Below are 21484 nucleotides of genomic sequence, written 5' to 3'. Positions count from 1 at the left end.
AGGGTTTGGCCCGGCGTGCCGCCCGCCAGAGATGGAGGGAGAGGCGGCAGACGGGAGGCAACGCGTGGTGCTGATGGTGTCGGAAGAGGTACGGGACGCGATCGCGACGGGCCGGCCGGTGGTGGCCCTGGAGTCCACGATCATCGCCCACGGCCTGCCCCGGCCGCGCAATCTCCAGGTGGCGCGCGAACTGGAGGCCGCGGTACGGCGGGAGGGCGCGGTCCCGGCGACGATCGCCGTGCTGGACGGCACGCCGCGGGTCGGCCTGGACAAGGAGCAGCTGGAGCGGGTCGCGAACGAGGACGGCATCCGCAAGCTGGGCCACCGTGACCTGCCGCTCGCGGTGGCCACGGGGGCGAGCGGCGCGACGACGGTCTCCGCGACCGCGCTGCTCGCGGCGCTCGCGGGCATCCGGGTGTTCGCCACCGGCGGGCTCGGCGGGGTGCACCGCGAGTGGACGGTCACCCAGGACGAGTCGGCCGACCTGGGGCTGCTGGCGCGCACCCGGATCACCGTGGTGTGCGCGGGCGTGAAGTCGATCCTGGACGTGCCGGCGACCCTGCAGCGGCTGGAGACGCTGGGCGTGGCGGTCGCCGGGTACGGCACCGACCGCTTCCCCGGCTTCTACCTGTCCGACTCGGGGCATCCCGTGGACTGGCGGCTGGACACCCCGGAGGAGGTGGCCGCGGTGATGCGGGCGCAGGACGCGCTCGGCTGCCCGGAGTCGGCGCTCGTCGTCGCCAACCCGGTATCTGAGGGGCAGCAGCTGGATCCCGGGCTGCACGCGCGGGTGCTCGACGAGGCGCTGCGGGCGTGCGAGGCGGCCGGGGTCACCGGTCAGGGGGTCACGCCGTTCCTGCTGGACCACCTGGTGAGGCATACCGACGGCGCCTCCCTCGAGGCCAATCTGGCGGCGGTGCGGGGCAACGTGGCGCTCGCGGCCCGGGTGGCGGCGGCCTGGGCCGCCGGGGCGTGACCGGGTCGGACGGGGCGCTGCTGGTCGTCGGCGACGTGATCACGGACGTGGTCGCGCGCCACGCGGGACCGCTCGCCCCGGGCACGGACACGGCGGCCGTGATCCGCACGGTGCCGGGCGGGGCGGGCGCGAACGTCGCCTGCTGGGCGGCGCGCCGGGGCGGGTGCGAGGTGCGGCTGCTGGGGCGGGTGGGCGCGGACGCGGCGGTCTGGCACGAACGGGAGCTGAACGCCTGCGGTGTGCGTCCGCGGCTGGTCGTGGACGCCGAGGTGCCGACGGGGACGGTCGTGTGCCTGGTCGACGAGGGCGCGGCGGCCGAGCGGACCTTCCTCACCGACAGCGGCGCGTCGCTGCGGCTCGGCCCCGAGGACTGGTCGGACGCCCTGCTGGACGGGGTGGGGCGGCTGCATCTGTCGGGCTATCTGCTGTTCGGCGGGAGCAGCCGGGCCCTGGTGGCGGTGGCGTTGAAGGCGTCGGAGGCGCGGGGGGTGCCGGTGAGCATGGATCCGGCGTCGGCCGGGTTCCTGGCCGAGCTGGGTCCGGACCGCTTCCTGTCGTTGGCCGAGGGCGTGGACGTGCTGCTGCCGAGCCGCGACGAGGCGTGTCTGCTGACGGGGTGTCCGGATGTGGCGGAGGCGGCGGAGACGCTGAGCCGGCGGGTGCCGCTGGTGGTGGTCAAGCTCGGCGCGGAGGGTGCGCTGCTGGCGCGGTCCGGCGAGGTGTGCGCCCGTGTTCCCGCTCTGCCGGTGACGCCTCGGGACACGACCGGGGCGGGCGACGCCTTCACCGGGGCCTTTCTCGCGGCGCTGCTGGCCGGTGCGGATGCCGGGCGGGCGGCGGAGGAGGGGTGCCGGGCGGGTGCCGCGGCGGTGGAGCGGGTGGGGGCACGGCCGCCGGCGCGGGGCTGACCGGGCCAACTTGCGCGGAAGGGCGTTCTCTTGCGTGGGCGCGCCCTTTTTCCACAGGCGGGAACCAAACGGAACTTCCCCTTTCCACAGGCCCGCACGCGGTCGGCCGGGTGCTGGCAGACTGGCGCGGCAGGCCGACGAGGAAGCGCGGCACGGGGGATCCACGCGAGGGGGAGCCGAATGTCCAGGGCAGTGAATCTGAGGAGGGTCACCGGTCTCGGCCGGGTGGGCAGGCTGCGCGGTCTGGCGCGCAGGCGTCCCCGGGTGGATCTGAGCCACCCCGCCCGGTCCCCGCTGGGGTCGTCGGTGGTCAACTGCGTGACGTACAGGGACGGTCACCGCCTCTCCGTGCCCGGGGACGCGGCCGAGGCCGTCAAGCGGGTCCGCGCGAGCGGGGAGGGGTTCGTGTGGCTGGGGCTGCACGAGCCGACGAGCCGGGAGTTCGCCGGCATCGCCGAGCTGTTCGACCTGCATCCGCTGGCGGTGGAGGACACCGTCGAGGCGCATCAGCGGCCGAAGCTGGAGCGGTACGGGGAGACGCTGTTCGCGGTGTTCAAGACCGTCTGCTACGTCGAGCACGAGGAACTCACCGCGACCAGCGAGGTGGTGGACACCGGCGAGATCATGGTGTTCGTCGGCGAGGACTTCGTGGTGACCGTGCGGCACGGCCGGCACGGGTCGCTCGGCCCGCTGCGCGAAGGTCTTGAGGCCGATCCGGCTCGGTTGGCGCAGGGTCCGTCCACGGTGCTGCACGCCGTCGCGGACCAGGTCGTCGACGACTATCTGCGCGTGGTCGACTCGGTCCAGGGGGACATGGACCAGGTCGAGACGGAGGTGTTCGCGGAGCACGGCGCCCGCGTCGACCCGGGCCGTATCTACCAGCTCAAGCGTGAACTGCTGGAGCTGAAGCGGGCGGTGGTGCCGCTGGGCCGGCCGCTGGAGGAGCTCGCCACCCGGCCGAACCGGGTGGTCGCCCCCGACATCCAGGCGTACTTCCGTGACGTCGCCGACCATCTGCAGCGGGCGACGGATCAGATAGCGGCGTTCGACGAGCTGATCAACTCGATCCTCCAGGCCCACCTGGCACGGGTCACCGTCGCCCAGAACGAGGACATGCGGAAGATCACCGCATGGGCGGCGATCGTCGCGGTGCCGACCATGGTGTGCGGGGTGTACGGCATGAACTTCGACCACATGCCGGAGCTGCACTGGCGGTACGGCTACGGCATGGTCGTCGGGGTGATATCCGTGGCGTGTCTGGTGCTGTACCGGGCGTTCCGGCGCAGCGGCTGGCTGTGACGCGCGCCCGTCCCGCCGGTCGCGGGCGGCGGGCTCAGCCGGAGGCGGACCGGGCGTAGACGCTCTCGGCGAAGGCGGCGATCTGTTCGTCCGTCAGATGCCGGGCCAGGTCGGCCTCGCTGATCATGCCGACGAGACGCTTGTCGTCGATGACGGGCAGCCGGCGGATCTGGTGGGTGCGCATCTCGGTGAGGACGTCGTCGACGTCGGCGTCGGACTCGATCCAGCGCGGTGTGCCCTGGGCCATGTCGCCCGCGGTGACCTTGGCGGGGTCGTGGCCCATGGCGACGCAGCCGACGACGATGTCGCGGTCGGTGAGGATGCCGCAGAGCCGTTCGTTCTCGTCGCTGATGGGCAGCGCGCCGACGTTCAGTTCGCGCATCAACTGCGCCGCCCGGTCGAGGGTTTCGTGCGCGGGGATCCACTGGGCGCCGCGGTGCATGATGTCTCCGGCGGTGGTCATGAGGTACCTCCCGGTGCCGGACGGCCGGCGCGGCGCGGGGCGCGCCGCGAGTCCCGACGCCCTTCATTGTCGCCGTGCCGCTCGCGGACGGCACCCGCAGGGGGCGGCGCCGCACCCTCGGCCGCGCCAGTCTCCCGACGGGGCCTCGACAGAGCCCTGACCACGCTCTTCGCCGTGTTCTCAGCCGCGCCAGGCCGGGTGGCGGGGGTCGTCGGCCCGTACGAGGACGTCGGCGGTGCCGGCCGGGTCGGTCTCCCGCTCGTAGCGCTCGAAGGCGGGGAGGGTCCAGTGCTCGGATTCGGGGGTGCGGCGGCGCAGCGCTCCGGGTGAGAGGAGGAGGTGGACGGTCAGGTCGAAGGGGAACCAGTGGTGCAGGAGGAGGGGTCCGTGCAGCAACAGCACGCCGCCGGGCGGCAATTCGGCGTACGGGCTGCGGGTGGCACGGTCGGTGACCGGGTCCCAGAGGTCGGGCAGGACCCGGCCGCTGCCGCCGGGGCCGAGCGGGTCGAACACCTCGCGCCACAGGGCGCCGGTGTCGTACCAGCCGCTGTAGTAGGACTCCAGGTCCTGGTGGCCGTACTCGAGCCGGACCGAGGCGGGGCGCAGGAAGCCCTCCGTGCCGACGACCAGGCTGGGGCGGCCGCGGACGCGCAGCGCCTCGGCGACCCGTTCGGCGAGGTCTCCCGGGCGGGCGGCCGGGGCGCCGTCGAGGGCGACGCGGGGCCAGGGGGAGCCGTCGGCCGTGTCGAGGTCCAGCAGGCGTTCGGCGAGCAGGTCGACGAGCCGGTCCCAGGTGATCGCTTCGAGTCGCACACGGCCATGATGCGGCACGTCCCGGGCGGCACGGGAAGCGCCGGGGAGGACAGGCGCCGTGGGCGGGAGCGGGCGGTGGACGCCCGCGTATGGGTGCGCGCCGTTCGGCCATGGTCCGGCGCGGCGGGGGCGCGTTCACTGGTGGTACGGGCGGCCGGGGAAGGGCCCGGCCGGAAGGACGAGGGTGAGAAGGATGACAGGGGTGAGGACATGGGTGAGGGGGCGAACGCCGTGCTGACGGCGCTGGGTGTGCTGGGGACCGGGCTGGTGGCCGGGGTGTTCTGCGCGTTCTCGACGTTCGTGATGCGAGGGCTGGCGGCGCTGCCGCCGGCGCGGGGCGTGGCGGCGATGCAGGCGGTCAACGTGGCGGCGCTGCGGCCACCGTTCATGACGGTGTTCCTCGGCACGACGGTGCTGAGCGCGGTGCTCACGGTGGTGACGCTCGTGACGTGGCCGGACGAGGGGGCGGTCGCGTCGGTGGTGGGCGGCGCGCTGTTCCTGTGCGGGTCGTTCGGACCGACCGTGGCGGCGAACATACCCCGCAACGAGCGGCTGGCCCGGCTCGACGCGGGCGGCGCGGAGGCTGCCGCGTACTGGCCGGAGTACGTGCGCGGGTGGACGCGGTGGAACCACGTCCGCGCCGTCGCCTCGGCCGGGGCGGCGCCGGCGTACCTCCTCGCCCTCACCGCCTGAGGGTGGCGGACGCCGCGCCCGGGCGCGCCCCGGCCGAGGCCCCGTACGCACGGTGTCCGGCACGCTGCGGGCCGGGATGAGCGGACGTATCGTGTGCGCAGGAGTGCCGCCCGACGACGCACGGCCTGTCACCCGCGCACGCAAGGAAGACGGCCATGGCAGATCCCAAGGGTTTCCTCACCACGCCCCGCGAGGAGTGGCCGCGCCGGCCCGTGGAGGAGCGGGCCCGCGACTGGGACGAGGTGTACGTCCCCGGGGGACTGCTGCCGATCATCAGTGAGCAGGCCGACCGGTGCATGGACTGCGGTGTGCCGTTCTGCCACGAGGCCTGTCCGCTGGGCAACCTCATCCCGGAGTGGAACGACCTGGTGTCCCGGGAGGACTGGCGGGCGGCGGCGGAGCGGCTGCACGCCACGAACAACTTCCCCGAGTTCACGGGGAGGCTGTGCCCGGCGCCGTGCGAGGCGGGCTGTGTGCTGGCCATCAACCAGCCGGCGGTGACCATCAAGAACGTCGAGTGCGCCATCGCCGACAAGGCGTGGGAGGAGGGGTTCGCCCAGCCGGCGCCGCCGGACCGGCTGTCCGGGCGGACGGTCGCGGTCATCGGCTCGGGTCCCACCGGGCTGGCGGCCGCGCAGCAGCTCACCCGGGCCGGGCACACGGTCGCGGTGTACGAGCGGGACGACCGGATCGGCGGGCTCATGCGGTACGGGATCCCGGAGTTCAAGATGGAGAAGCACCATCTGGAACGGCGCGTGGAGCAGATGCGGGCCGAGGGGACGCGGTTCCGCACGTCGACCACGGTCGGGCAGGACGTGGACGCGGCGGAGCTGCGGAGCCGTTACGACGCGGTGGTGATCGCGACGGGGGCGACGGCGTGGCGGGAGCTGCCGGTGCCGGGGCGTGAACTCGCGGGCATCCACCAGGCGATGGAGTACCTGCCGCTGGCCAACCGGGTGTGCGAGGGCGACCTGGGGAGGTCGCCGCTGTCGGCGGAGGGGCGGCACGTCGTCATCGTCGGGGGCGGTGACACGGGCGCCGACTGTCTGGGGACGGCGGTGCGGGAGCGGGCCGCGTCGGTCACCCAGTTGGACATCTACCGGAAGCCGGGCGCCGAGCGCGACGAGGAGAACGAGCCCTGGCCGACGTACCCGAAGCTGTACCGGCTGTCGGCGGCGCACGAGGAGGCGGGCGCGCTGCGGACGGCGCCGCAGGCGGACGCCGACGCGAGGCTGTTCGCCGCGTCGACGCTGCGTTTCGAGGGGGACGAGCACGGGCGGGTGCGCGGACTGCACCTGGTCGAGGTGGACGCGGGGCGCAGGCCCGTGCCGGGGACGGAGCGGACGCTGCCCGCCGACATGGTGCTGCTGGCGCTCGGCTTCTCGGGCCCTGACCAGGGCGACGGGATGATCGCGCAGCTCGGTCTCGAGCTGGAGCCGCGCGGGACGATCACGCGGGGGCCGGACTTCGCCACGCACATGCCGGACGTCTTCGCGGCGGGCGACGCAGCCCGGGGGCAGTCGCTGATCGTGTGGGCCATCGCGGAGGGGCGGGCGGTGGCGGCGGCCGTCGACCAGTACCTGACGGGCGGCACGAGCCGTCTGCCGGCGCCGATCGGCCCGTACGACCGGCCCATGACCGTCTGAGACGCACCCGGCCCGCGCACGCCTGCCGGCCGCCCTCATGGCCTGAATGTGCCCCCAGCACGCCGACGCCCTCGGGCCCCCGGCCGGAGCCGGGCGCCCGAGGGCGTCGGACAGGAGCGGACGGCCCTACGGCTTGCGCGCCACCGCGCCGTAGCCGGGGATGACCCCGTCGTCCTGGCCGGGGACCGGGTCGCCCAGTTCGGGGTGCCAGAGGTGCGGCACCTGGACGCCCGGTTCGACGAGGTCGAGGCCGTCGAAGAAGCGGGTGAACTCCTCGCGGCTGCGCAGCGCCAGGGTGACGCCCGCGCCCTTGAGCTTCGCCGTGGCCTCCTCCGACTCCTCGGGGGTGAAGTCGGCCGTGGCGTGGCTGATCACCAGGTGGCTGCCCGACGGCAGGGCGTCCACCAGCCGCGCCACCAGCTCGTGCGCGCCGTCCTCGTCGGGGACGAAGTGCAGCAGCGCGATGAGCGACAGGCCGATCGGCTCGTCGAAGTCGAGGACCTTGCGCGCTCCCTCCAGGATGGTGTCCGGGTCCCGGACGTCGGCCTGGAGGTAGTCGGTGACGCCCTCGTCCGTGCCGCGCAGCAGGGCCGCCGCGTGGGCCAGCACGATGGGATCGTTGTCGCAGTAGACGACGCGGGCGTCCGGCGTGATCTTCTGGGCGATCTGGTGCAGGTTGGGCTCGGTGGGGATGCCCGTGCCGACGTCGAGGAACTGGCGCACGCCCTGCCCGGCGAGCCAGCGCGTGGCGCGCTGCATGAACGCGCGGTTGACGCGCGCCATGACCGGCACCCTCGGCTCCAGGGTGAGCATCTGCCGGCCCATGGCCTCGTCGACCGGGTAGTTGTCCTTGCCTCCGAGGTACCAGTCGTACATCCGCGCCGGATGCGGTCTGGTGGTGTCGATCTCCACGGGGTTCTGCCCGGTCATGACGGACTCCGTAACTGTCTGCAAGTGTTAGTGATCAATTCAGTGCCAAATTCGGTGCCAAGGCGGTGCCAAGGGAAAGCAAAGGTAGTGCGGCAATCGGAGATCAGGACAGCAGGAAATCCGCCTCTCCGGCCTTGGCCCCCTCGATGAAGGCCGTCATCTCGGCGGAGGTGTAGATGAGCGCCGGACCGTCCGGGTCGGTGGACTGGCGCACGGCGATCCGGCCGTCGTCCAGCTTCATCGCCTCCAGGCAGTTGCCGCCGTTGCCGCCGCTCCAGGGCTTGTGCCAGCCCTCGCTGCCCAATTCCCGCGCGGGCATGCCGTTGTAGATCCTCCTGGCGTGCGCCCGTGCACGCGGCTGGGTCTTCGGGGGCTTGATGAGTTCCATTCACAGCTCCTTGCGGAGATCCCGGAGGATCTCCTTCGTGCGATGTGCCGTGGCGGCCTGCGCCGCCATGCGGTCCATGACCTCGAGGTGGGTCGCCACCTCGGTGCGCGCGTCCAGGTAGACGGCGCCGGTCAGGTACTCGCTGTAGACCATGTCCGGCAGTTCGGGCATGGCAAATCGGAACAGCACGAACGGCCCGTACGTGCCGGGGTGGGGCCCGCTGTCGAACATGGCGATCTGGAGCGTCACGTTGGGCAGCGCCGCCGCCTCGAGCAGCTTGTCGATCTGCGCGCGCATCACCTCCGGACCGCCGACCTGGCGGCGCAGCACCGTCTCGTCCATGACGGCCCACAGCCGGGGCGCGTCCTCGCGGGTGAGCAGCTTCTGCCGCCGCATGCGCAGGTCGACGTGGCGCTCGATGTCCTCGGGGCGGGTCTGCCCGATGGCGCCGGAGCGCAGCACGCCACGCGCGTAGTCCTCCGTCTGGAGCAGTCCGGGGACGAAGTGGGGTTCGTAGCTGCGGATGAGGGAGGCCGCGCCCTCCAGGCTGACGTACATGGAGAACCAGCCGGGCAGGATGTCGTGGAAGCGCTGCCACCAGCCGGGCCGGTTGGCGTCCTCCGCGAGCTGGACGAAGGCCTCGGCCTCCTCGTCGGAGACGCCGTAGGCCTTCAGCAGCAGCTGGAGGTAGGGGATCTTGAGCCCCACCTCGGCCATCTCCATGCGGCGCACGGTGGCAGGGGCGACACGCAGGATCCGGGCGGCCTCCTCCCGTTTGAGACCCGCGCGCTCGCGCAGGTCCAGCAGGCGGCGTCCGAGGACGACCTGCCCGACCGTCGGCGCGGACCGGGGTTCGCTCACGCTTCACCTCCCTCGAACAAATCCTGACAGCCCGGCGGCGCCGTCCGGAGATCCGGCACAGGGATCGGGTGATCCCCCGGGACGGGAACCAGCGATCCGAAGTGACGCGAACACACATTCGAATCAATGTCCGGCGATCCCAACTGGCGCCGCGCGAGGTGCTGTTGCGAGCAGTGTGCCACGCCCGTCCAGACCGTCACACAGCACTCTGCAATTTTCAGAGTGACACTTGCCAAGTGTTCACGGCGGGGCGATAGTGGCAAGCGTGATTCCGTCCGCGCCCTTAGGAACAGACGCCGCCGCGGCTTCCGTCGGCCTCGGCGCCACCCCGGCCACCGCTCCTTCGAGGGCCGGGGCCGGGCGCCGGTTCCGTTTCGAACTGGCCGCTCACCCTGGTTCCCCCGCGCAGGCGAGACGGCTGACACGGGCCCGGCTGACCGGCTGGTCGGTGTGCGAGGACACCTGTGACACGGCGGCCCTGGTCGTCTCCGAACTGGTCACCAACGCCATCGTGCACACCGCGAGCAGCCATGTCGTCTGCGAACTGCACGACGGCGACGACCTGCTGCGCATCGCCGTGCGGGACGAGGGCTGCGCGCCGGGCCGGCCGCGGGCGAACACCCGGCAGCAGCCGGAGGAGGAGCACGGGCGGGGACTGCTCCTCGTCGACTCCCTGTGCCACGCGTGGGGCGCCCTCGAACACGGCCCCGGCCTGCTGGTCTGGGCGGAACTCCCCCGCACCTCCGACGCCCCCGGCGACCCCGCCGACGCCCGGAACGACCTCGGCTGGGGCGCCCGCCCCAAGCCCGGTCCGGCCGGCGGCTCCGGGGACGGCGAGGACGACACCGGCGACAGCGGCGCGGCCCACCCCGCGGAGCAGCGCCTCGGCATCCCCGCCGACCGGGACGGAGGACTGGCGTGACGGGCCCCGGCGCCACACGCGTACTGAGCCTGGACTCCCTGGTCCGGATCCAGCGCGGACGGCTCACGCCGGACGCGCCCCGACGGCTCCCCGTGCCCGAGGGGATGACCGCCCCGATGGGCTGCGACGCGGTGGCCGTGCCGGCCCGCTTCGGCCCGCAGGTCCTGCCCCGGCTGCCCCGCGTGGGGTGCGTGTACGCCGACGACGCGCACTGGTGGTGGCTGGTCCCGTCCGACTCGGACTACGCCCTGGAGTGGCCCGCCCCCGCGCACTACGCCGCCGGCGCGGTCCTCCCCGACTCCCCCGCCGACACGGGTGCCGCCGGCCTCCCGGGGCTGATCCACCGCCCCGACGGCACGCTCCCCTACACGCCGCCGATACCGCTCTACCTGGCCCTGTGCCGGCTCACCGGGACGACCCCGGTCTGGTCACGCCCCGTCACCGCCTGACGGCCGCGCACCGCCCCGCGCGGCCGGGGTCACGCCACCGCCTCGCCGCCGGCGCTCTCGCCGCGCACGATCACCAGGAACATGTCGGTGGCGAGGTCCATGACGACCTCGGCGGGCAGGCCCTCCAGGCGCCGCGCGTGCGCGAACTCCTCCGCGGGCCAGGAGCCACGCGGTCCACCTGCGGGAAAGCGTTCGAGCACGGTTCGCCCGTTCACCCTGCCACCTCCATGTAGCGCTGTACTCGTAGAGTTAAACGCCAACCATGGGGCGAACGCCTCGTCCGGTGACGGTACTGAGACGTAGTTGACACCCGTTCACTGCCAAGTGTGAGCGCGCTCTCAGCTTTTCGGAGTAATCCGTCACCGTCCGTGTCAGTCGTCGTACTCGTCGTGGTACCGGAGACGCTCCCGCGCCACGGGCGCCCCGACGGCGTGCGCGCGTCCCCGGGGCTCCTCCCAGGGCTCCTGCCTGCCGAGCGCGGTCAGGTCCAGCAGGCTGGTGGTGGAGCCCAGCCCCTCCAGACCGCGGCCGTACGCCGAGTAGGTGTGGAAGACTCGGTCGCCCTCGCGCAGGAAGCAGCTCACGCCGGGGCGCTGCGCCGTCCCGCCGTCGCCCCCCGCCGTGAGCACCCCGAAGTCCGCGTCGAAGTCGCCGGGGTGCGAGGAGTACCAGGGCACCGTCCAGCCCATCCGGGCCTTGAACGGCAGGATGCGGGTGAACGGCGCGCGGGAGACGGCGGCGAACGTGGTGCGCCGCGCGTGCAGGTGGGCCAGGTGTCCGAGCTGGTCGAGGAAGGCGGAGCAGCAGCGGCACCCGGTCTCCCACTCCGGGTCGAACACGAAGTGGTGCACGACGAGCTGCTGCCGCCCCTGGAAGAGGTCGGACAGGGTGGCCTTGCCGTCGCCGCCCTCGAAGAGGTACTCGCGGTCGACGGGGACCATGGGCAGCCGGCGCCGTTCGGCACGGAGGGCGTCGAGCGCGCGGGTGACGGCCTTCTCCTTCTCGAGCAGTTCCTCGCGCGCCGCGCGCCACTCGGCGCGCGTGACGATCTCCGGAAGCGACATGGTTCCTCCTGTACGACGGTCCCGTTGCGAGGGGTGACCGGGGTGCCGCGCGGAACTCATCGGCCGCGTGCGAAGTTTTTTCCGCCACCGCGGCACGGGCCGCTCAGGTGTCGTACTCCTGGATGCGCCGGCCGTGGGAGCGGTCGACGAGGGCGGGCAGGCGCTCGTCCAGTTCGCGTACGACCTCGGGGACGTCGATGGTGAGCAGGCGCCGGTCGCGCATGAGGATCCGGCCGTCGACGACGGTCGTGCGGACGTCGGCGGCGCGGGCGCTGTGCACCAGGGTCGCGGCGAGGTCGTGCACGGGCCGGGTGTGCGGCCCGGTGAGGTCGACCAGGACGAGGTCGGCGCGATGCCCGGGCACGACACGGCCGACGCTGCCCTCCAGGCCGACCGCGCGGGCGCTCTGCAGCGTGGCGTGGTGCAGGGCCTGACGTGAGGTCAGCCAACGGGGTTCGCCCTCCGTTGACTTCTGGATCAGCGAGGTGAGCGCCATCGACTCCCACACGTCGAGGGAGTTGTTCGACGCGGCGCCGTCCGTGGCGAGCCCGACCGGGACGCCGATGTCGCGCAGCGCCCGTACGGGAGTCGTGGTGGGCCAGGCGAACTTGAGGTAGCCGCGGGGCGCGGTCGCCACCGCCGTGCGCCCCCGCGCGTGCTCCAGGAGCGGCAGGTCGCTCTCGACGATGCCGGTGCCGTGGGCGATGAGGACATCGGTGTCCAGGATGCCGGTGCGGTGCAGCACCTCCACGGGGGTGACGCCGCGCCGGGCGAGGGACGCCTCGGTCTGGTCGCGGTTCTCGGCGGCGTGCAGATGGACGGGGAGGCCGTGCGCGTGGGCCAGTTCGGCGGTGGCGGTGAGGTCGGCGTCGTTCACCGTGTAGGGGGCGTGCGGGGCGAGCGCGGTGGTGATGCGCCCGCCGGCCGCGCCCCGGTGGCGCAGCGCGAACTCCAGGGACTTCTCCCGCGCCTGAGGGCCCTGGGAGGAGAAGTACGCCTCCCCCAGCAGGGCGCGCATCCCGGAAGCGGCGACCACCTCGGCGACCGCGTCCATGGCGAAGTAGTGGTCGGCGAAGCAGGTGACGCCGGCCCGGATCATCTCCGCGCAGGCGAGCAGCGCGCCAAGGGTGACGTCCCGCTCGGTGAGGCTGGACTCCACCGGCCAGACGACGTCGTTGAACCACTCCTCGGTCGGCAGGTCCTCGGCGAGTCCGCGCAGGACGACCATGGGGGCGTGGGTGTGACAGTTGATCAGGCCGGGCAGGGCGACCTGCCCGCGGGCGTCGATCCACTCGTCGGCCGCGCGCCCGGCGACGGCCTCGGCGACGGTCACCTCCTCGATGATCCCGTCGCGGACGACGACCGCCGCGTTCTCCAGGAAGACGGCCTCTTCTTGATCGTCGTGCGTGAGGACGGTGCATCCGGTGATGATGAGGCCGGCGGGACTCTCCACGGCAGAAGGCGTCATCACGTCAACGTACGACGGGACTCCGACCCCGGGGGAGCCGAACCGCGACATCCCGTCGCGGCTCTGTCGCACGGCGGGCCGGGCGCGCACCCTGGCCTCACCACGAGCCCGCCCACGGCTGAAAGGGGCCCGCCTTGCTCCTCGGCACCTGGAACCTGGAGAACCTGTACCGGCCCGGCGGCCCCTACGGGCCCCACGACGAGGCCGCCTACGCGTCGAAACTGGCCGCGCTCGCCGCGGTGATCACCGAACTGGATCCGGGGCTGCTCGGCGTGCAGGAGGTGGGCGACCCCGGCGCGCTGGACGACCTGGTGGGGATGCTGGACGACGACTGGCACGTCGCGCTGTCCTCCCACACCGACAGCCGGGGCACGCGGGTGGGCTTCCTCAGCCGAACGGAGCTGACGGTGGTCGCCGACACGGCGGCGTTCCCGCCGCGGATGCTGCCCGTGCAGGCGGACGACACCGGCCTGACCGTCTCTCAGGCCGGGCGCGGCTTCCTCGCGGTGGAGGTCGCGGGCGAGCGGGGGCCGCTGCGGGTGGCGGTGTGCCATCTGAAGTCGAAGCTGCTGTCGTACCCGGACGGCCGCTTCCAGCCGCGCGACGAGGGCGAACGGGCCCGGTACGGGGCCTACGCGCTGTACCGGCGGGCGGCCGAGGCGGCGGCGCTGCGCGCGCTGGCCGACCGGCTGCTGGAGGGCGACGGACGGGAGCGGGACGTGGCGGTGCTGGGTGATCTCAACGACGAGGTGCAGGCGGCGACCACGCAGATGCTGCTGGGACCGCCCGGGTCGGAGATCGGCACGCCGGGGTACGAGCGGCCGGACCGGGGGGACGCGGTACGGCTGTGGGACGTGGCGCCGCTGATTCCGGCGTCGGAACGGTATTCGCGGGTGAACTCGGGGCGGCGGGAACTGATCGACCATGTGCTGCTGAGTCACCGGCTGGTGCGGAGGGTTTCGGCGGCGGGGACGGGGTTGCCGGACGAGGGGCCGCCTCGGTTGCCGTCCGTCGGAACGGATCCTGGGGAGCGGAGGGGGGTGGCGGGGTCGGATCATGCGCCGGTGTGGGTGCGGGTGGTTTGAACGCGGGGCGTTCTTCTTTGGGAGGCCCGTGGGAGGTGGTTGGCGCCGGGGCGGCGGGTGCGGGCGCGTGGGGGCTGGGCGCGCAGTTCCCCGCGCCCCTTGGGGGGGTCGGCGGCTGACGTCCGTCGAGCGCGTGCCGGTGCGTGGGGGCTGGGCGCGCAGTTCCCCGCGCCTCTTGGGGGGCGGCGGCTGACGTCCGTCGGGCGAGTACCGGTGCGTGAGGGTTGCGCGCGCAGTTCCCCGCGCCCCTTTCTGGGCGGTCAGGTGACGGTGCTGGCTGTGGGGCGGCGGTGTTGCGGTACCGGGATGTGCAGCTCTGTGGCCAGGGTGGTGAGGCGGTGGAGGTGGGTGGGGGCGAGGGTGCCTGTGTCGTCCAGGTGGACCGCGCAGGCGGTGGTGGTGTCGACGAGGCGTTCGAGGGTCTTGGCGATCTCGTCGGCGCCGTCCGCGTGCCGGGCCAGGGGCGGGAGTTCGGCGGAGGCGAGGGCGATGGCGGCGCGGGCCTCGGCGAGGGTGCGGTAGGCCTCGCGGCGCAGTGCCCAGCGGGCCTCACGGTCCTCCGACTCCCCCAGCACATGGGCGAGGTACTCGCGGGCGGCGCCACTCGCCTCGGTGAGCCGGGCGCGGATGGCGTCGCCGCGCCGGCCGAGGGTGGGCAGGTGTCCGACGACCAGCACGATCGCGCAGGCCAGGAGGGTCTCGCCGATGCGGGCGAGGGACGCCTGGGGTTCGCCGCCGGCCATCACCAGGGCCAGCACGAGCACGGTGACGACGGCGGTCTGCGCGGCGAAGTGCCGGGTGGCGAGCGGGATCAGCGCCCCGCAGACGGTGACGAGGACGACGAGTCCTTCGGGGCGGGGCAGCACCGCGGCGAGTCCGGCGAACAGCAGGGCGCCCAGGACGGTTCCGGCGGCGCGGGACAGCACACGGGAGGCGAGCGGCCCGAGGTCGGGCTTGACGAGGAAGACGGCGGTGGCGGGCAGCCAGTACCAGTGCTCGTGCTGCCCGTACCAGTGGGCGTGGTAGAGCGCCTGGGCGACGGCGGCGCTCGCGCCGAAGCAGAGGGCGACGCGCATCCCGTACTCGCGGCCGCGGGCGCCGAGGACGGTCCGCAGGACGGCGGCGCGGGAGCGCCTGCGGCCGTGCAGCCGCCTGCTGTCGGCCCGGTCGAACGCCTCGGCCGCGTAGAGCAGGGCGTCGTCCAGGGCGCGCAGGCCGGGCGCGGAACGGATGGGGGCGGGCAGCGGGCCGGTGGGGGCGCCGTTGCGCACGGCGGCGGCGAGGCGGCGGGGCGCCTCGGACGTACGGTCGGGCACCGGGTCCCCCGCCCAGGCCAGCGCGGTGGCGGCCTCGGCGAGCGGGAGGGCGGCGGCGTACTGGGCGTGCAGCCGGCGTTCGGCCGCGGAGGAGGGATGGCGGCGCAGCCGGGGTCCGGCGAGCGCGTCCTGCGCCTGGTCGAGGGCGGCGGTGAGAGCGGCCCGCCGTGCGGTGGCACTGTCCGAGCCGGCGGCGTCGAGCAGGGCGGCGATGGCGTCGTACACCCCGGCGACGGCGGCGCGCTCCCCGTCGAAGCGCAGCTCGAAGCGGCGGTCGCCGGCGAGGGTGTGGGAGGTGGGCAGCGCGAGCCGCAGCAGGAGCAGCCATCCGGCGCCCGCGACGAAGGCGACCGCCCGCAGCCAGCCCGGCTCGGGCAGCGGCATGCCCGCCCCGACGGCGGCGCCGACGAGCAGCTGCGTCCCGGCGGAGGACCCCACAGGGCCCAGCGCGCTGATCCCTCCGGCGGCCAGGCCGAGCACGGTCAGCAGCAGGGTGAGCAGCACGGCCGGGACGTGGTCCCCTGCGAGGGTGCCCGTCAGCAGTCCGGCCGCGCCGGCGAGGGCGGGCGTCCCGATCCGGGCCACGGAGGCGCGCCGGCTGCCGGGGCGGTCGTTGATCCCGGCGAACATGGCGCCGATCGCGGCGACCACCCCGAGGGTGGGCTGCCCGGCGAGCACGGCCACGAGCAGCAGCGGCCCGCCGCCCAGCGCACCGCGCAGCATCGCGCTCCGGGGGACCGGCCCCCGCTGGGACCGCAGGGCATGGGCGAGCCACGGGGGTACGGCGGGGGCGGTGCGGGTCACAGGGCTCCTGTCGTCCGGTCACTGCGGCTGCTCCTTCGGGCGACGCTGACCGGGGCGGAACTCTTACCCCCACGGTAGGCGGACTTCACTGACGGAAGGGAACGGGCGTGTTTCGACGGCGTGACAGCCGGGCGGACGCGCTCGTCCGTCCTCCGCGGACGACACGGTCACCCCGCCACTCGATCCCCCGAAAACCCCGCAGTATTGACCGCCTTCTCCCCCACCGCTCATCGAATTGCGCCGTTGGTGGGAAAGACCGCTCTCCGCGCGCCCGGGGTGGGCGGTGGACCTACGCTGCCGACATGGGGAGGCACAGTCCGCGCCATTTCCGTTCGAGGAGAGCTGATGGCTGATCGCGTTACAGCTCCGCGCCGACGCGGCTATCGCGAAGGCATAGGCGGCGAAATGCTCGCCGAATTCCTGGGGACGTTCGTCCTCATTCTGCTGGGCGTCGGATCCGTCGCCGTCGCCGTGGTGGGCCTGCCCGGTTCCGGGCGCCAGTTCGTCGATTTCGGGCCGGCCAACTGGCTCATCATCGCCTGGGGATGGGGCCTCGCCGTGGTCTTCGCGGTCTATGTGGCCGGCGGCATCAGCGGCGCCCACATCAACCCGGCGGTGACCCTGGCCTTCGCGGTGCGCAGGGACTTCCCGCTGAAGAAGGTGCCCGCCTACTGGCTGGCCCAGCTGCTCGGTGCCTTCGTCGGCGCCGCGCTCGTCTATGCCTGTTACCACTGGGCGATCGACGCCGCCGACGCGAAGGCGGGGCTGGCCCGTGACGAGTCACTGGCCACCTATTCCATCTTCGCGACCTTCCCCGCAGAATACTTCGGGGATTCCTGGTGGGGTCCGCTGCTCGACCAGATCGTGGGCACCGGAATTCTGCTTCTTCTGGTCTGCGCGCTCATCGACCTGAAGAATGTCGCGCCCCTGTCGAATCTCCACCCGTTCCTCATCGGCCTGGTGGTCGTCGCCATCGGCCTGACCTTCGGAACGAACGCCGGATACGCGATCAATCCCGCGCGAGATTTCGGTCCGCGGCTGTTCACGTACTTCGAGGGCTGGGGCGACATCGCCCTTCCGGGCACGTTCGGGTGGTTCAGCGGCTACTGGTGGATCCCCATCGTCGGCCCCCTGATCGGCGGCGTCGCCGGCGTGCTGGTCTACGACCTGATCATCAAGCCGGTGGTCACCGCCAGGACGGCGGCGATGGAGGCCCAGGAGGAAGGCCCGGCCACCGAGGAGGTGTAAGGCCGCCCCGGGACCCGTCGTCACTCAGGAAAGGTTTCAGCGATGCCCGAATTCGTCGGCGCGGTGGACCAGGGGACCACCAGCACCCGATTCATGATCTTCGATCATGCCGGTAACGAGGTGGCGAAGCACCAGCTGGAGCACCAGCAGATCCTGCCCCGTTCCGGCTGGGTCGAGCACGACCCGGTGGAGATCTGGGAGCGTACCAACACGGTGATCCAGAACGCCCTCCGCGACGGCGGCCTCACGGCCTCCGACCTGCGGGCCATCGGCATCACCAACCAGCGCGAGACGACCGTCGTGTGGGATCCGCGCAACGGCCGCCCGTACTACAACGCGATCGTCTGGCAGGACACGCGCACCGACAGCATCGCCGCGGCCCTCGAACGCGAGGGCCACGGCGACACGATCCGCCACAAGGCGGGACTGCCGCCGGCCACCTACTTCTCCGGCGGCAAGATCAAGTGGCTGCTGGACAACGTGGACGGCCTGCGTGAGGAGGCCGAGGCGGGCAACGCCCTGTTCGGCAACACGGACGCCTGGGTGCTGTGGAACCTCACCGGAGGTCCGAACGGCGGCATCCACGCCACGGACGTGACCAACGCCAGCCGCACCATGCTGATGAACCTGGAGACCCTCGACTGGGACGACGAGCTGCTCGGCATCTTCGGCATCCCGCGCTCGATGCTCCCGGCGATCAACCCCTCCTCCCACCCGGAGGCGTTCGGCCAGGCCCGTACGTCCCGTCCGCTGGGCGCCGCCGTGCCGATCACCGGCGTTCTCGGTGACCAGCACGCGGCCACCGTGGGGCAGGTCTGCTTCTCCCCCGGCGAGGCCAAGAACACGTACGGCACCGGCAACTTCCTGGTGCTGAACACCGGCACCGAGCTGGTGCGTTCGCAGAACGGCCTGCTGACGACGGTGGCGTACCAGTTCGCCGGGAGCCCGGCGGTGTACGCGCTGGAGGGTTCCATCGCCGTGACCGGCGCGGCCGTGCAGTGGCTGCGCGACCAGCTGAAGATCATCGGCACGGCCCCGGACAGCGAGGCGCTGGCGCGGTCGGTGGAGGACAACGGCGGCATCTACTTCGTGCCGGCCTTCTCCGGACTGTTCGCCCCGTACTGGCGTTCCGACGCCCGCGGTGCCATCGTCGGCCTGTCCCGGTACAACACGGGCGGCCACATCGCGCGGGCCACGCTGGAGGCGATCTGCTACCAGAGCCGTGACGTGGTCGAGGCGATGGAGCAGGACTCCGGGGTTCACCTGGACGTGCTCAAGGTCGACGGCGGTGTCACCGCGAACGACCTGTGCATGCAGATCCAGGCCGATGTGCTCGGGGTGCCGGTCAGCCGGCCCGTGGTCGCGGAGACCACCGCGCTGGGCGCCGCGTACGCCGCGGGTCTCGCCACGGGTTTCTGGAACGACGAGGCCGAGCTCCGCACGCACTGGCAGGAGTCCAGGCGCTGGGAACCGTCGTGGGACGAGGACCGGCGCCGCCAGGGCTACGAGGACTGGAAGCGGGCCGTCGAGCGCACCCTGGACTGGGTGAAGGTCGACTGAGCCCGTCGAGGTGGATCGTCAGCGGTCGGCGATGTCCTCACGCAGACCGTCGGAGAACTCCCACCAGGACAGCGGGAGCCAGTCGCCGTTGACGAACGCGTCCACGGTCGCGCCGCGGCCGCGGACCGTCACGGTCGTGCCCGGGGGGTATGTGGTGCCGGACAGCCCGGGCACGGCCACCAGCAGTGTTCCCAGCCTTTGAGCTGCCATTTTCCGCCCTTCCCCTCTCGTCGGGTGTCGTGTCGGGTGGCGTCCTGACCGCCGGCGTGCGGCGCCTCCGGGAGCGGGGCGGACGTCGCACGATATTCGTCGGATGTTACCGGCTTGCTCCGTCCACAAGACCGGAGAATCATGAGATATCGGTCACGCGGGCCATCGGGAGGGGCGTCACTGCGCACCACGCAGAACACCAACCGAACGGAGATCGCACCATGAAGGCCGTCGTGTACAAGGGACCGTTCGAGGTCGCCGTCGAGGACGTCGAGAACCCGACGATCCAGCATCCGAACGACGTGATCGTACGCATCACCTCGACCGCGATCTGCGGTTCCGACCTGCACATGTACGAGGGCCGCACGGCCGCCGAGCCGGGTATCACCTTCGGCCACGAGAACATGGGCATCGTCGCCGAGGTGGGCCCGGGCGTCACCTCGATCAAGGAGGGCGACCGCGTGGTCATGCCCTTCAACGTCGCCTGCGGCTTCTGCACCAACTGCGTCGAGGGCTTCACCGGCTACTGTCTCACCGTCAACCCCGGCTTCCCGGGCGGCGCGTACGGCTATGTGGCCATGGGCCCTTGGAAGGGCGGGCAGGCGGAGTATCTGCGCGTCCCCTACGCCGACTTCAACTGCCTGAAGCTGCCGGCGGGCACCGAGCACGAGAAGGACTTCGTGCTCCTCGCGGACATCTTCCCCACCGGGTATCACGGCTGCGAACTCGCCCAGGTGCGCCCGGGCGACAGCGTCACCGTGTACGGCGCCGGACCGGTCGGCCTGATGGCCGCCTACTCGGCGCTGCTGCGCGGCGCGCGGAAGGTGTTCGTGGTCGACCGCGTCGCCGAGCGGCTGCAGAAGGCCCAGGAGATCGGCGCAGTTCCGGTCAACTTCGCGGAGGGCGACCCGGTCGAGCAGATCCACGACCAGACCGAGGGCATGGGCACCGACAAGGGCATCGACGCCGTCGGCTACCAGGCCTCGGCGGGCGGCGGCACCGACCGCGAGGAGCCGGCGACCGTGCTGAACGCCCTGATCCGCACGGTCCGGGCCACCGGCATGCTCGGCATCCCCGGGCTGTACGTGCCGTCCGACCCGGGCGCCCCGGACGAGGCCGCCAAGCAGGGCATGCTGATGGTCGCCGTCGGCAAGCTCTTCGAGAAGGGCCTGAAGCTCGGCACCGGCCAGTGCAACGTCAAGCGGTACAACCGGCAGCTCCGCGACATGATCATCGAGGGGCGGGCCAAGCCCAGCTTCGTGGTCTCGCACGAACTGCCGCTGGACCAGGCGCCGTCGGCGTACGACAAGTTCGACAAGCGGATCGAGGGTTACACCAAGGTGGTGCTGCACCCGTAGGACCGCCGCAGGAACCGCTGTCCTCAGGGGCGGCGGCGGGCGTACCGGTCCGTCGCCGCCACCAGGGCGTCGTCCCCGACGGCGCCCGCGTCGTGTCCGGCGTCGTCGACGACCACCAGCTCGCTGCCCGGCCAGGCGTGGTGCAGCCGCCAGACGATGCCGAGGAGGTTGCCGAGGTCGAGGCTGCCCTGGACCAGGGTGCCGGGCACGTCCTTCAGGAGGTGTGCGTCGCGCAGGACGACGCCCTCCTCTCCCCCGTCGCCGGGGAAGTCGCCGAAGAAGTGGTCGTTGCCCCAGTAATGGGTGACGGTACGGGCGAAGCCGTAGCGGAACTCCGGGTCGCGGAACCGTTCGACGGAACCGGGCGGGGCGGGGATGATCGCCGTCTCCCAGTCCGTCCACGCCTGCGCCGCGCGGGCCCTGACCTCGGGGTCGGGTGATTCCAGCAGGCGGTTGTACGCGGCGGCCAGGTTGCCGTCGCGCTCGTCCTCGGCCAGTTCGGCGAGGAACCGCTCGTGGGCATCCGGGAAGATCCGGCCGAGGCCCCGCGTCAGCAGGTCGACCTCCCCGGGCGAGCCGGTGGCCACGCCCGTCAGCACCAGCTCGGCAACCACGCCGGGGTGCGTCTGGGCGTACCGCAGGCCCAGGGCCGAGCCGAAGGACACGCCCCACACGAGCCAGCGCTCGATGCCCAGGTGCGCGCGGAGCCGTTCCAGGTCGGCCATGAGGTGGGGCGCCGTGTTGACGCTCATGTCGGTGGCGGGGTCGGCGGCCGACGGCCGTGACCGTCCCGCGCCCCGCTGGTCGAACAGGACGATCCGGTACGCGTCCGGGTCGAAGTAGCGCCGCAGTCCGGCGCCCGCGCCGGAGCCGGGTCCGCCGTGCAGCACCACCGCGGGCTTGCCGTGCGGGTTGCCGCAGGTTTCCCAGTAGAGGTGATTGCCGTCCCCGACGTCGAGCATGCCGTGGTCGTACGGTTCGATCTCCGGATACCTGCCCATCGGGGCACCGTATCCCCGCCGG

The 21484-nt window shown here is 72.7% G+C and carries 22 protein-coding genes; 11 read left to right on the top strand and 11 right to left on the bottom strand.

What is annotated here, in order from left to right; translation table 11 throughout:
* The first annotated feature begins 64 nt into the window (after positions 1–64).
* The 3 genes from ACQY0Z_RS15500 (at position 65) to ACQY0Z_RS15490 (ending at position 3183) form a co-directional block, all read left to right on the top strand.
* Entirely contained in the window at positions 65–976 is a 912-nt protein-coding gene (locus ACQY0Z_RS15500; RefSeq protein WP_439812417.1) for a pseudouridine-5'-phosphate glycosidase, read from the top strand.
* The gene (locus ACQY0Z_RS15495) at positions 973–1884 is read left to right on the top strand and encodes a carbohydrate kinase family protein (RefSeq protein ID WP_381727503.1); all 912 of its coding nucleotides are present in this window, start codon (positions 973–975) and stop codon (positions 1882–1884) included. Before ACQY0Z_RS15500 ends, ACQY0Z_RS15495 begins: the two co-directional genes overlap by 4 nt.
* Before the next feature lie 180 nt (positions 1885–2064).
* On the top strand, positions 2065–3183 hold the full coding sequence (locus ACQY0Z_RS15490; protein ID WP_189899408.1) for a magnesium and cobalt transport protein CorA: 1119 nt from the start codon (positions 2065–2067) through the stop codon (positions 3181–3183).
* 34 nt (positions 3184–3217) lie between these two features.
* Here ACQY0Z_RS15490 and ACQY0Z_RS15485 read toward each other — a convergent pair whose 3' ends face one another.
* Together ACQY0Z_RS15485 and ACQY0Z_RS15480 are read right to left on the bottom strand one after the other, a co-directional pair.
* Positions 3218–3646 (bottom strand): CBS domain-containing protein, encoded by a 429-nt coding sequence (locus ACQY0Z_RS15485; protein ID WP_254588135.1) that lies wholly within the window; start codon positions 3644–3646, stop codon positions 3218–3220.
* Positions 3647–3826: 180 nt separating this feature from the next.
* Complete coding sequence (locus tag ACQY0Z_RS15480) at positions 3827–4459, bottom strand: uridine kinase (protein WP_254588134.1); 633 nt, start codon at positions 4457–4459, stop codon at positions 3827–3829.
* A 210-nt stretch (positions 4460–4669) separates the two neighbouring features.
* Between ACQY0Z_RS15480 and ACQY0Z_RS15475 the strand changes: the two genes are divergently transcribed.
* Together ACQY0Z_RS15475 and ACQY0Z_RS15470 are read left to right on the top strand one after the other, a co-directional pair.
* The gene (locus ACQY0Z_RS15475) at positions 4670–5152 is read left to right on the top strand and encodes an anthrone oxygenase family protein (RefSeq protein ID WP_189899402.1); all 483 of its coding nucleotides are present in this window, start codon (positions 4670–4672) and stop codon (positions 5150–5152) included.
* 155 nt (positions 5153–5307) lie between these two features.
* Complete coding sequence (locus ACQY0Z_RS15470; RefSeq protein ID WP_381731251.1) at positions 5308–6798, top strand: glutamate synthase subunit beta; 1491 nt, start codon at positions 5308–5310, stop codon at positions 6796–6798.
* A gap of 126 nt (positions 6799–6924) precedes the next feature.
* Here ACQY0Z_RS15470 and ACQY0Z_RS15465 read toward each other — a convergent pair whose 3' ends face one another.
* The 3 genes from ACQY0Z_RS15465 to ACQY0Z_RS15455 all read right to left on the bottom strand — a co-directional run bounded on the left by ACQY0Z_RS15465 (position 6925) and on the right by ACQY0Z_RS15455 (position 8977).
* On the bottom strand, positions 6925–7728 hold the full coding sequence (locus ACQY0Z_RS15465; RefSeq protein WP_254588132.1) for an SAM-dependent methyltransferase: 804 nt from the start codon (positions 7726–7728) through the stop codon (positions 6925–6927).
* 103 nt (positions 7729–7831) lie between these two features.
* Complete coding sequence (locus ACQY0Z_RS15460) at positions 7832–8116, bottom strand: DUF397 domain-containing protein (protein ID WP_189899397.1); 285 nt, start codon at positions 8114–8116, stop codon at positions 7832–7834.
* Entirely contained in the window at positions 8117–8977 is an 861-nt protein-coding gene (locus ACQY0Z_RS15455; RefSeq protein WP_189899395.1) for a helix-turn-helix domain-containing protein, read from the bottom strand.
* A 229-nt stretch (positions 8978–9206) separates the two neighbouring features.
* Here ACQY0Z_RS15455 and ACQY0Z_RS15450 point away from each other — a divergent pair, with 229 nt between their 5' ends.
* Together ACQY0Z_RS15450 and ACQY0Z_RS15445 are read left to right on the top strand one after the other, a co-directional pair.
* Positions 9207–9899 carry an ATP-binding protein gene (locus tag ACQY0Z_RS15450; protein WP_275981571.1) on the top strand — a complete coding sequence of 231 codons (693 nt, stop codon included), beginning with the start codon at positions 9207–9209 and terminating at the stop codon, positions 9897–9899.
* Positions 9896–10348: a hypothetical protein gene (locus ACQY0Z_RS15445; RefSeq protein WP_189899392.1), complete on the top strand. Its 453-nt coding sequence runs from the start codon at positions 9896–9898 to the stop codon at positions 10346–10348. The genes ACQY0Z_RS15450 and ACQY0Z_RS15445 overlap by 4 nt, the downstream gene beginning before the upstream one ends.
* 29 nt (positions 10349–10377) lie before the next feature.
* Here ACQY0Z_RS15445 and ACQY0Z_RS15440 read toward each other — a convergent pair whose 3' ends face one another.
* The 3 genes from ACQY0Z_RS15440 to ACQY0Z_RS15430 form a co-directional block, all read right to left on the bottom strand.
* A complete protein-coding gene (locus ACQY0Z_RS15440) occupies positions 10378–10563 on the bottom strand; it encodes a hypothetical protein (protein ID WP_189899390.1) in 186 nt (61 codons plus the stop codon).
* Positions 10564–10719: 156 nt separating this feature from the next.
* Positions 10720–11412, bottom strand: coding sequence for a DUF899 domain-containing protein (locus tag ACQY0Z_RS15435; protein ID WP_189899388.1), 693 nt, complete (start codon positions 11410–11412; stop codon positions 10720–10722).
* 103 nt (positions 11413–11515) lie between these two features.
* Positions 11516–12880 carry an amidohydrolase gene (locus tag ACQY0Z_RS15430; protein ID WP_347226081.1) on the bottom strand — a complete coding sequence of 455 codons (1365 nt, stop codon included), beginning with the start codon at positions 12878–12880 and terminating at the stop codon, positions 11516–11518.
* Positions 12881–13014: 134 nt separating this feature from the next.
* Here ACQY0Z_RS15430 and ACQY0Z_RS15425 point away from each other — a divergent pair, with 134 nt between their 5' ends.
* Positions 13015–13965 carry an endonuclease/exonuclease/phosphatase family protein gene (locus ACQY0Z_RS15425; protein WP_381727499.1) on the top strand — a complete coding sequence of 317 codons (951 nt, stop codon included), beginning with the start codon at positions 13015–13017 and terminating at the stop codon, positions 13963–13965.
* 260 nt (positions 13966–14225) lie between these two features.
* Here ACQY0Z_RS15425 and ACQY0Z_RS15420 read toward each other — a convergent pair whose 3' ends face one another.
* Positions 14226–16085, bottom strand: a complete 1860-nt coding sequence (locus tag ACQY0Z_RS15420; RefSeq protein WP_439812416.1) for an FUSC family protein — start codon at positions 16083–16085, stop codon at positions 14226–14228.
* A gap of 345 nt (positions 16086–16430) precedes the next feature.
* Here ACQY0Z_RS15420 and ACQY0Z_RS15415 point away from each other — a divergent pair, with 345 nt between their 5' ends.
* Positions 16431–17333 carry an MIP family channel protein gene (locus ACQY0Z_RS15415; RefSeq protein WP_189899380.1) on the top strand — a complete coding sequence of 301 codons (903 nt, stop codon included), beginning with the start codon at positions 16431–16433 and terminating at the stop codon, positions 17331–17333.
* Between the two features lie 42 nt (positions 17334–17375).
* On the top strand, positions 17376–18893 hold the full coding sequence (gene glpK / locus ACQY0Z_RS15410) for a glycerol kinase GlpK (RefSeq protein WP_189899378.1): 1518 nt from the start codon (positions 17376–17378) through the stop codon (positions 18891–18893).
* 18 nt (positions 18894–18911) lie between these two features.
* Here the strand turns inward: glpK and ACQY0Z_RS15405 are convergent, their stop codons facing one another.
* Complete coding sequence (locus tag ACQY0Z_RS15405) at positions 18912–19103, bottom strand: hypothetical protein (RefSeq protein WP_031018510.1); 192 nt, start codon at positions 19101–19103, stop codon at positions 18912–18914.
* 221 nt (positions 19104–19324) lie between these two features.
* Between ACQY0Z_RS15405 and ACQY0Z_RS15400 the strand changes: the two genes are divergently transcribed.
* Complete coding sequence (locus ACQY0Z_RS15400; protein WP_189899376.1) at positions 19325–20461, top strand: glutathione-independent formaldehyde dehydrogenase; 1137 nt, start codon at positions 19325–19327, stop codon at positions 20459–20461.
* Positions 20462–20484: 23 nt separating this feature from the next.
* On the opposite strand, the gene pip is transcribed toward ACQY0Z_RS15400, so the two are convergent.
* Positions 20485–21462, bottom strand: coding sequence for a prolyl aminopeptidase (gene pip, locus ACQY0Z_RS15395; protein WP_439812415.1), 978 nt, complete (start codon positions 21460–21462; stop codon positions 20485–20487).
* Between the last annotated feature and the right edge of the window lie 22 nt (positions 21463–21484).

It is taken from the genome of Streptomyces sp. P9-2 (assembly GCF_051903975.1).
Lineage (GTDB): Bacteria > Actinomycetota > Actinomycetes > Streptomycetales > Streptomycetaceae > Streptomyces > Streptomyces cellulosae.
The sequence above is the reverse complement of the archived record's forward strand: the minus strand, read 5'-3'. Positions and strand labels throughout refer to the sequence as shown.

Bases quoted from the DNA above. Each gene is read 5' to 3' on its own strand.
- ACQY0Z_RS15490 (WP_189899408.1), top strand. From the start codon at position 2,065: ATGTCCAGGGCAGTGAATCTGAGGAGGGTCACCGGTCTCGGCCGGGTG.
- ACQY0Z_RS15485 (WP_254588135.1), bottom strand. From the start codon at position 3,646: ATGACCACCGCCGGAGACATCATGCACCGCGGCGCCCAGTGGATCCCC.
- ACQY0Z_RS15475 (WP_189899402.1), top strand. From the start codon at position 4,670: ATGGGTGAGGGGGCGAACGCCGTGCTGACGGCGCTGGGTGTGCTGGGG.
- ACQY0Z_RS15470 (WP_381731251.1), top strand. From the start codon at position 5,308: ATGGCAGATCCCAAGGGTTTCCTCACCACGCCCCGCGAGGAGTGGCCG.
- ACQY0Z_RS15465 (WP_254588132.1), bottom strand. From the start codon at position 7,728: ATGACCGGGCAGAACCCCGTGGAGATCGACACCACCAGACCGCATCCG.
- ACQY0Z_RS15460 (WP_189899397.1), bottom strand. From the start codon at position 8,116: ATGGAACTCATCAAGCCCCCGAAGACCCAGCCGCGTGCACGGGCGCAC.
- ACQY0Z_RS15435 (WP_189899388.1), bottom strand. From the start codon at position 11,412: ATGTCGCTTCCGGAGATCGTCACGCGCGCCGAGTGGCGCGCGGCGCGC.
- ACQY0Z_RS15430 (WP_347226081.1), bottom strand. From the start codon at position 12,880: ATGACGCCTTCTGCCGTGGAGAGTCCCGCCGGCCTCATCATCACCGGA.
- ACQY0Z_RS15415 (WP_189899380.1), top strand. From the start codon at position 16,431: ATGGCTGATCGCGTTACAGCTCCGCGCCGACGCGGCTATCGCGAAGGC.
- glpK (WP_189899378.1), top strand. From the start codon at position 17,376: ATGCCCGAATTCGTCGGCGCGGTGGACCAGGGGACCACCAGCACCCGA.
- ACQY0Z_RS15405 (WP_031018510.1), bottom strand. From the start codon at position 19,103: ATGGCAGCTCAAAGGCTGGGAACACTGCTGGTGGCCGTGCCCGGGCTG.
- ACQY0Z_RS15400 (WP_189899376.1), top strand. From the start codon at position 19,325: ATGAAGGCCGTCGTGTACAAGGGACCGTTCGAGGTCGCCGTCGAGGAC.
- pip (WP_439812415.1), bottom strand. From the start codon at position 21,462: ATGGGCAGGTATCCGGAGATCGAACCGTACGACCACGGCATGCTCGAC.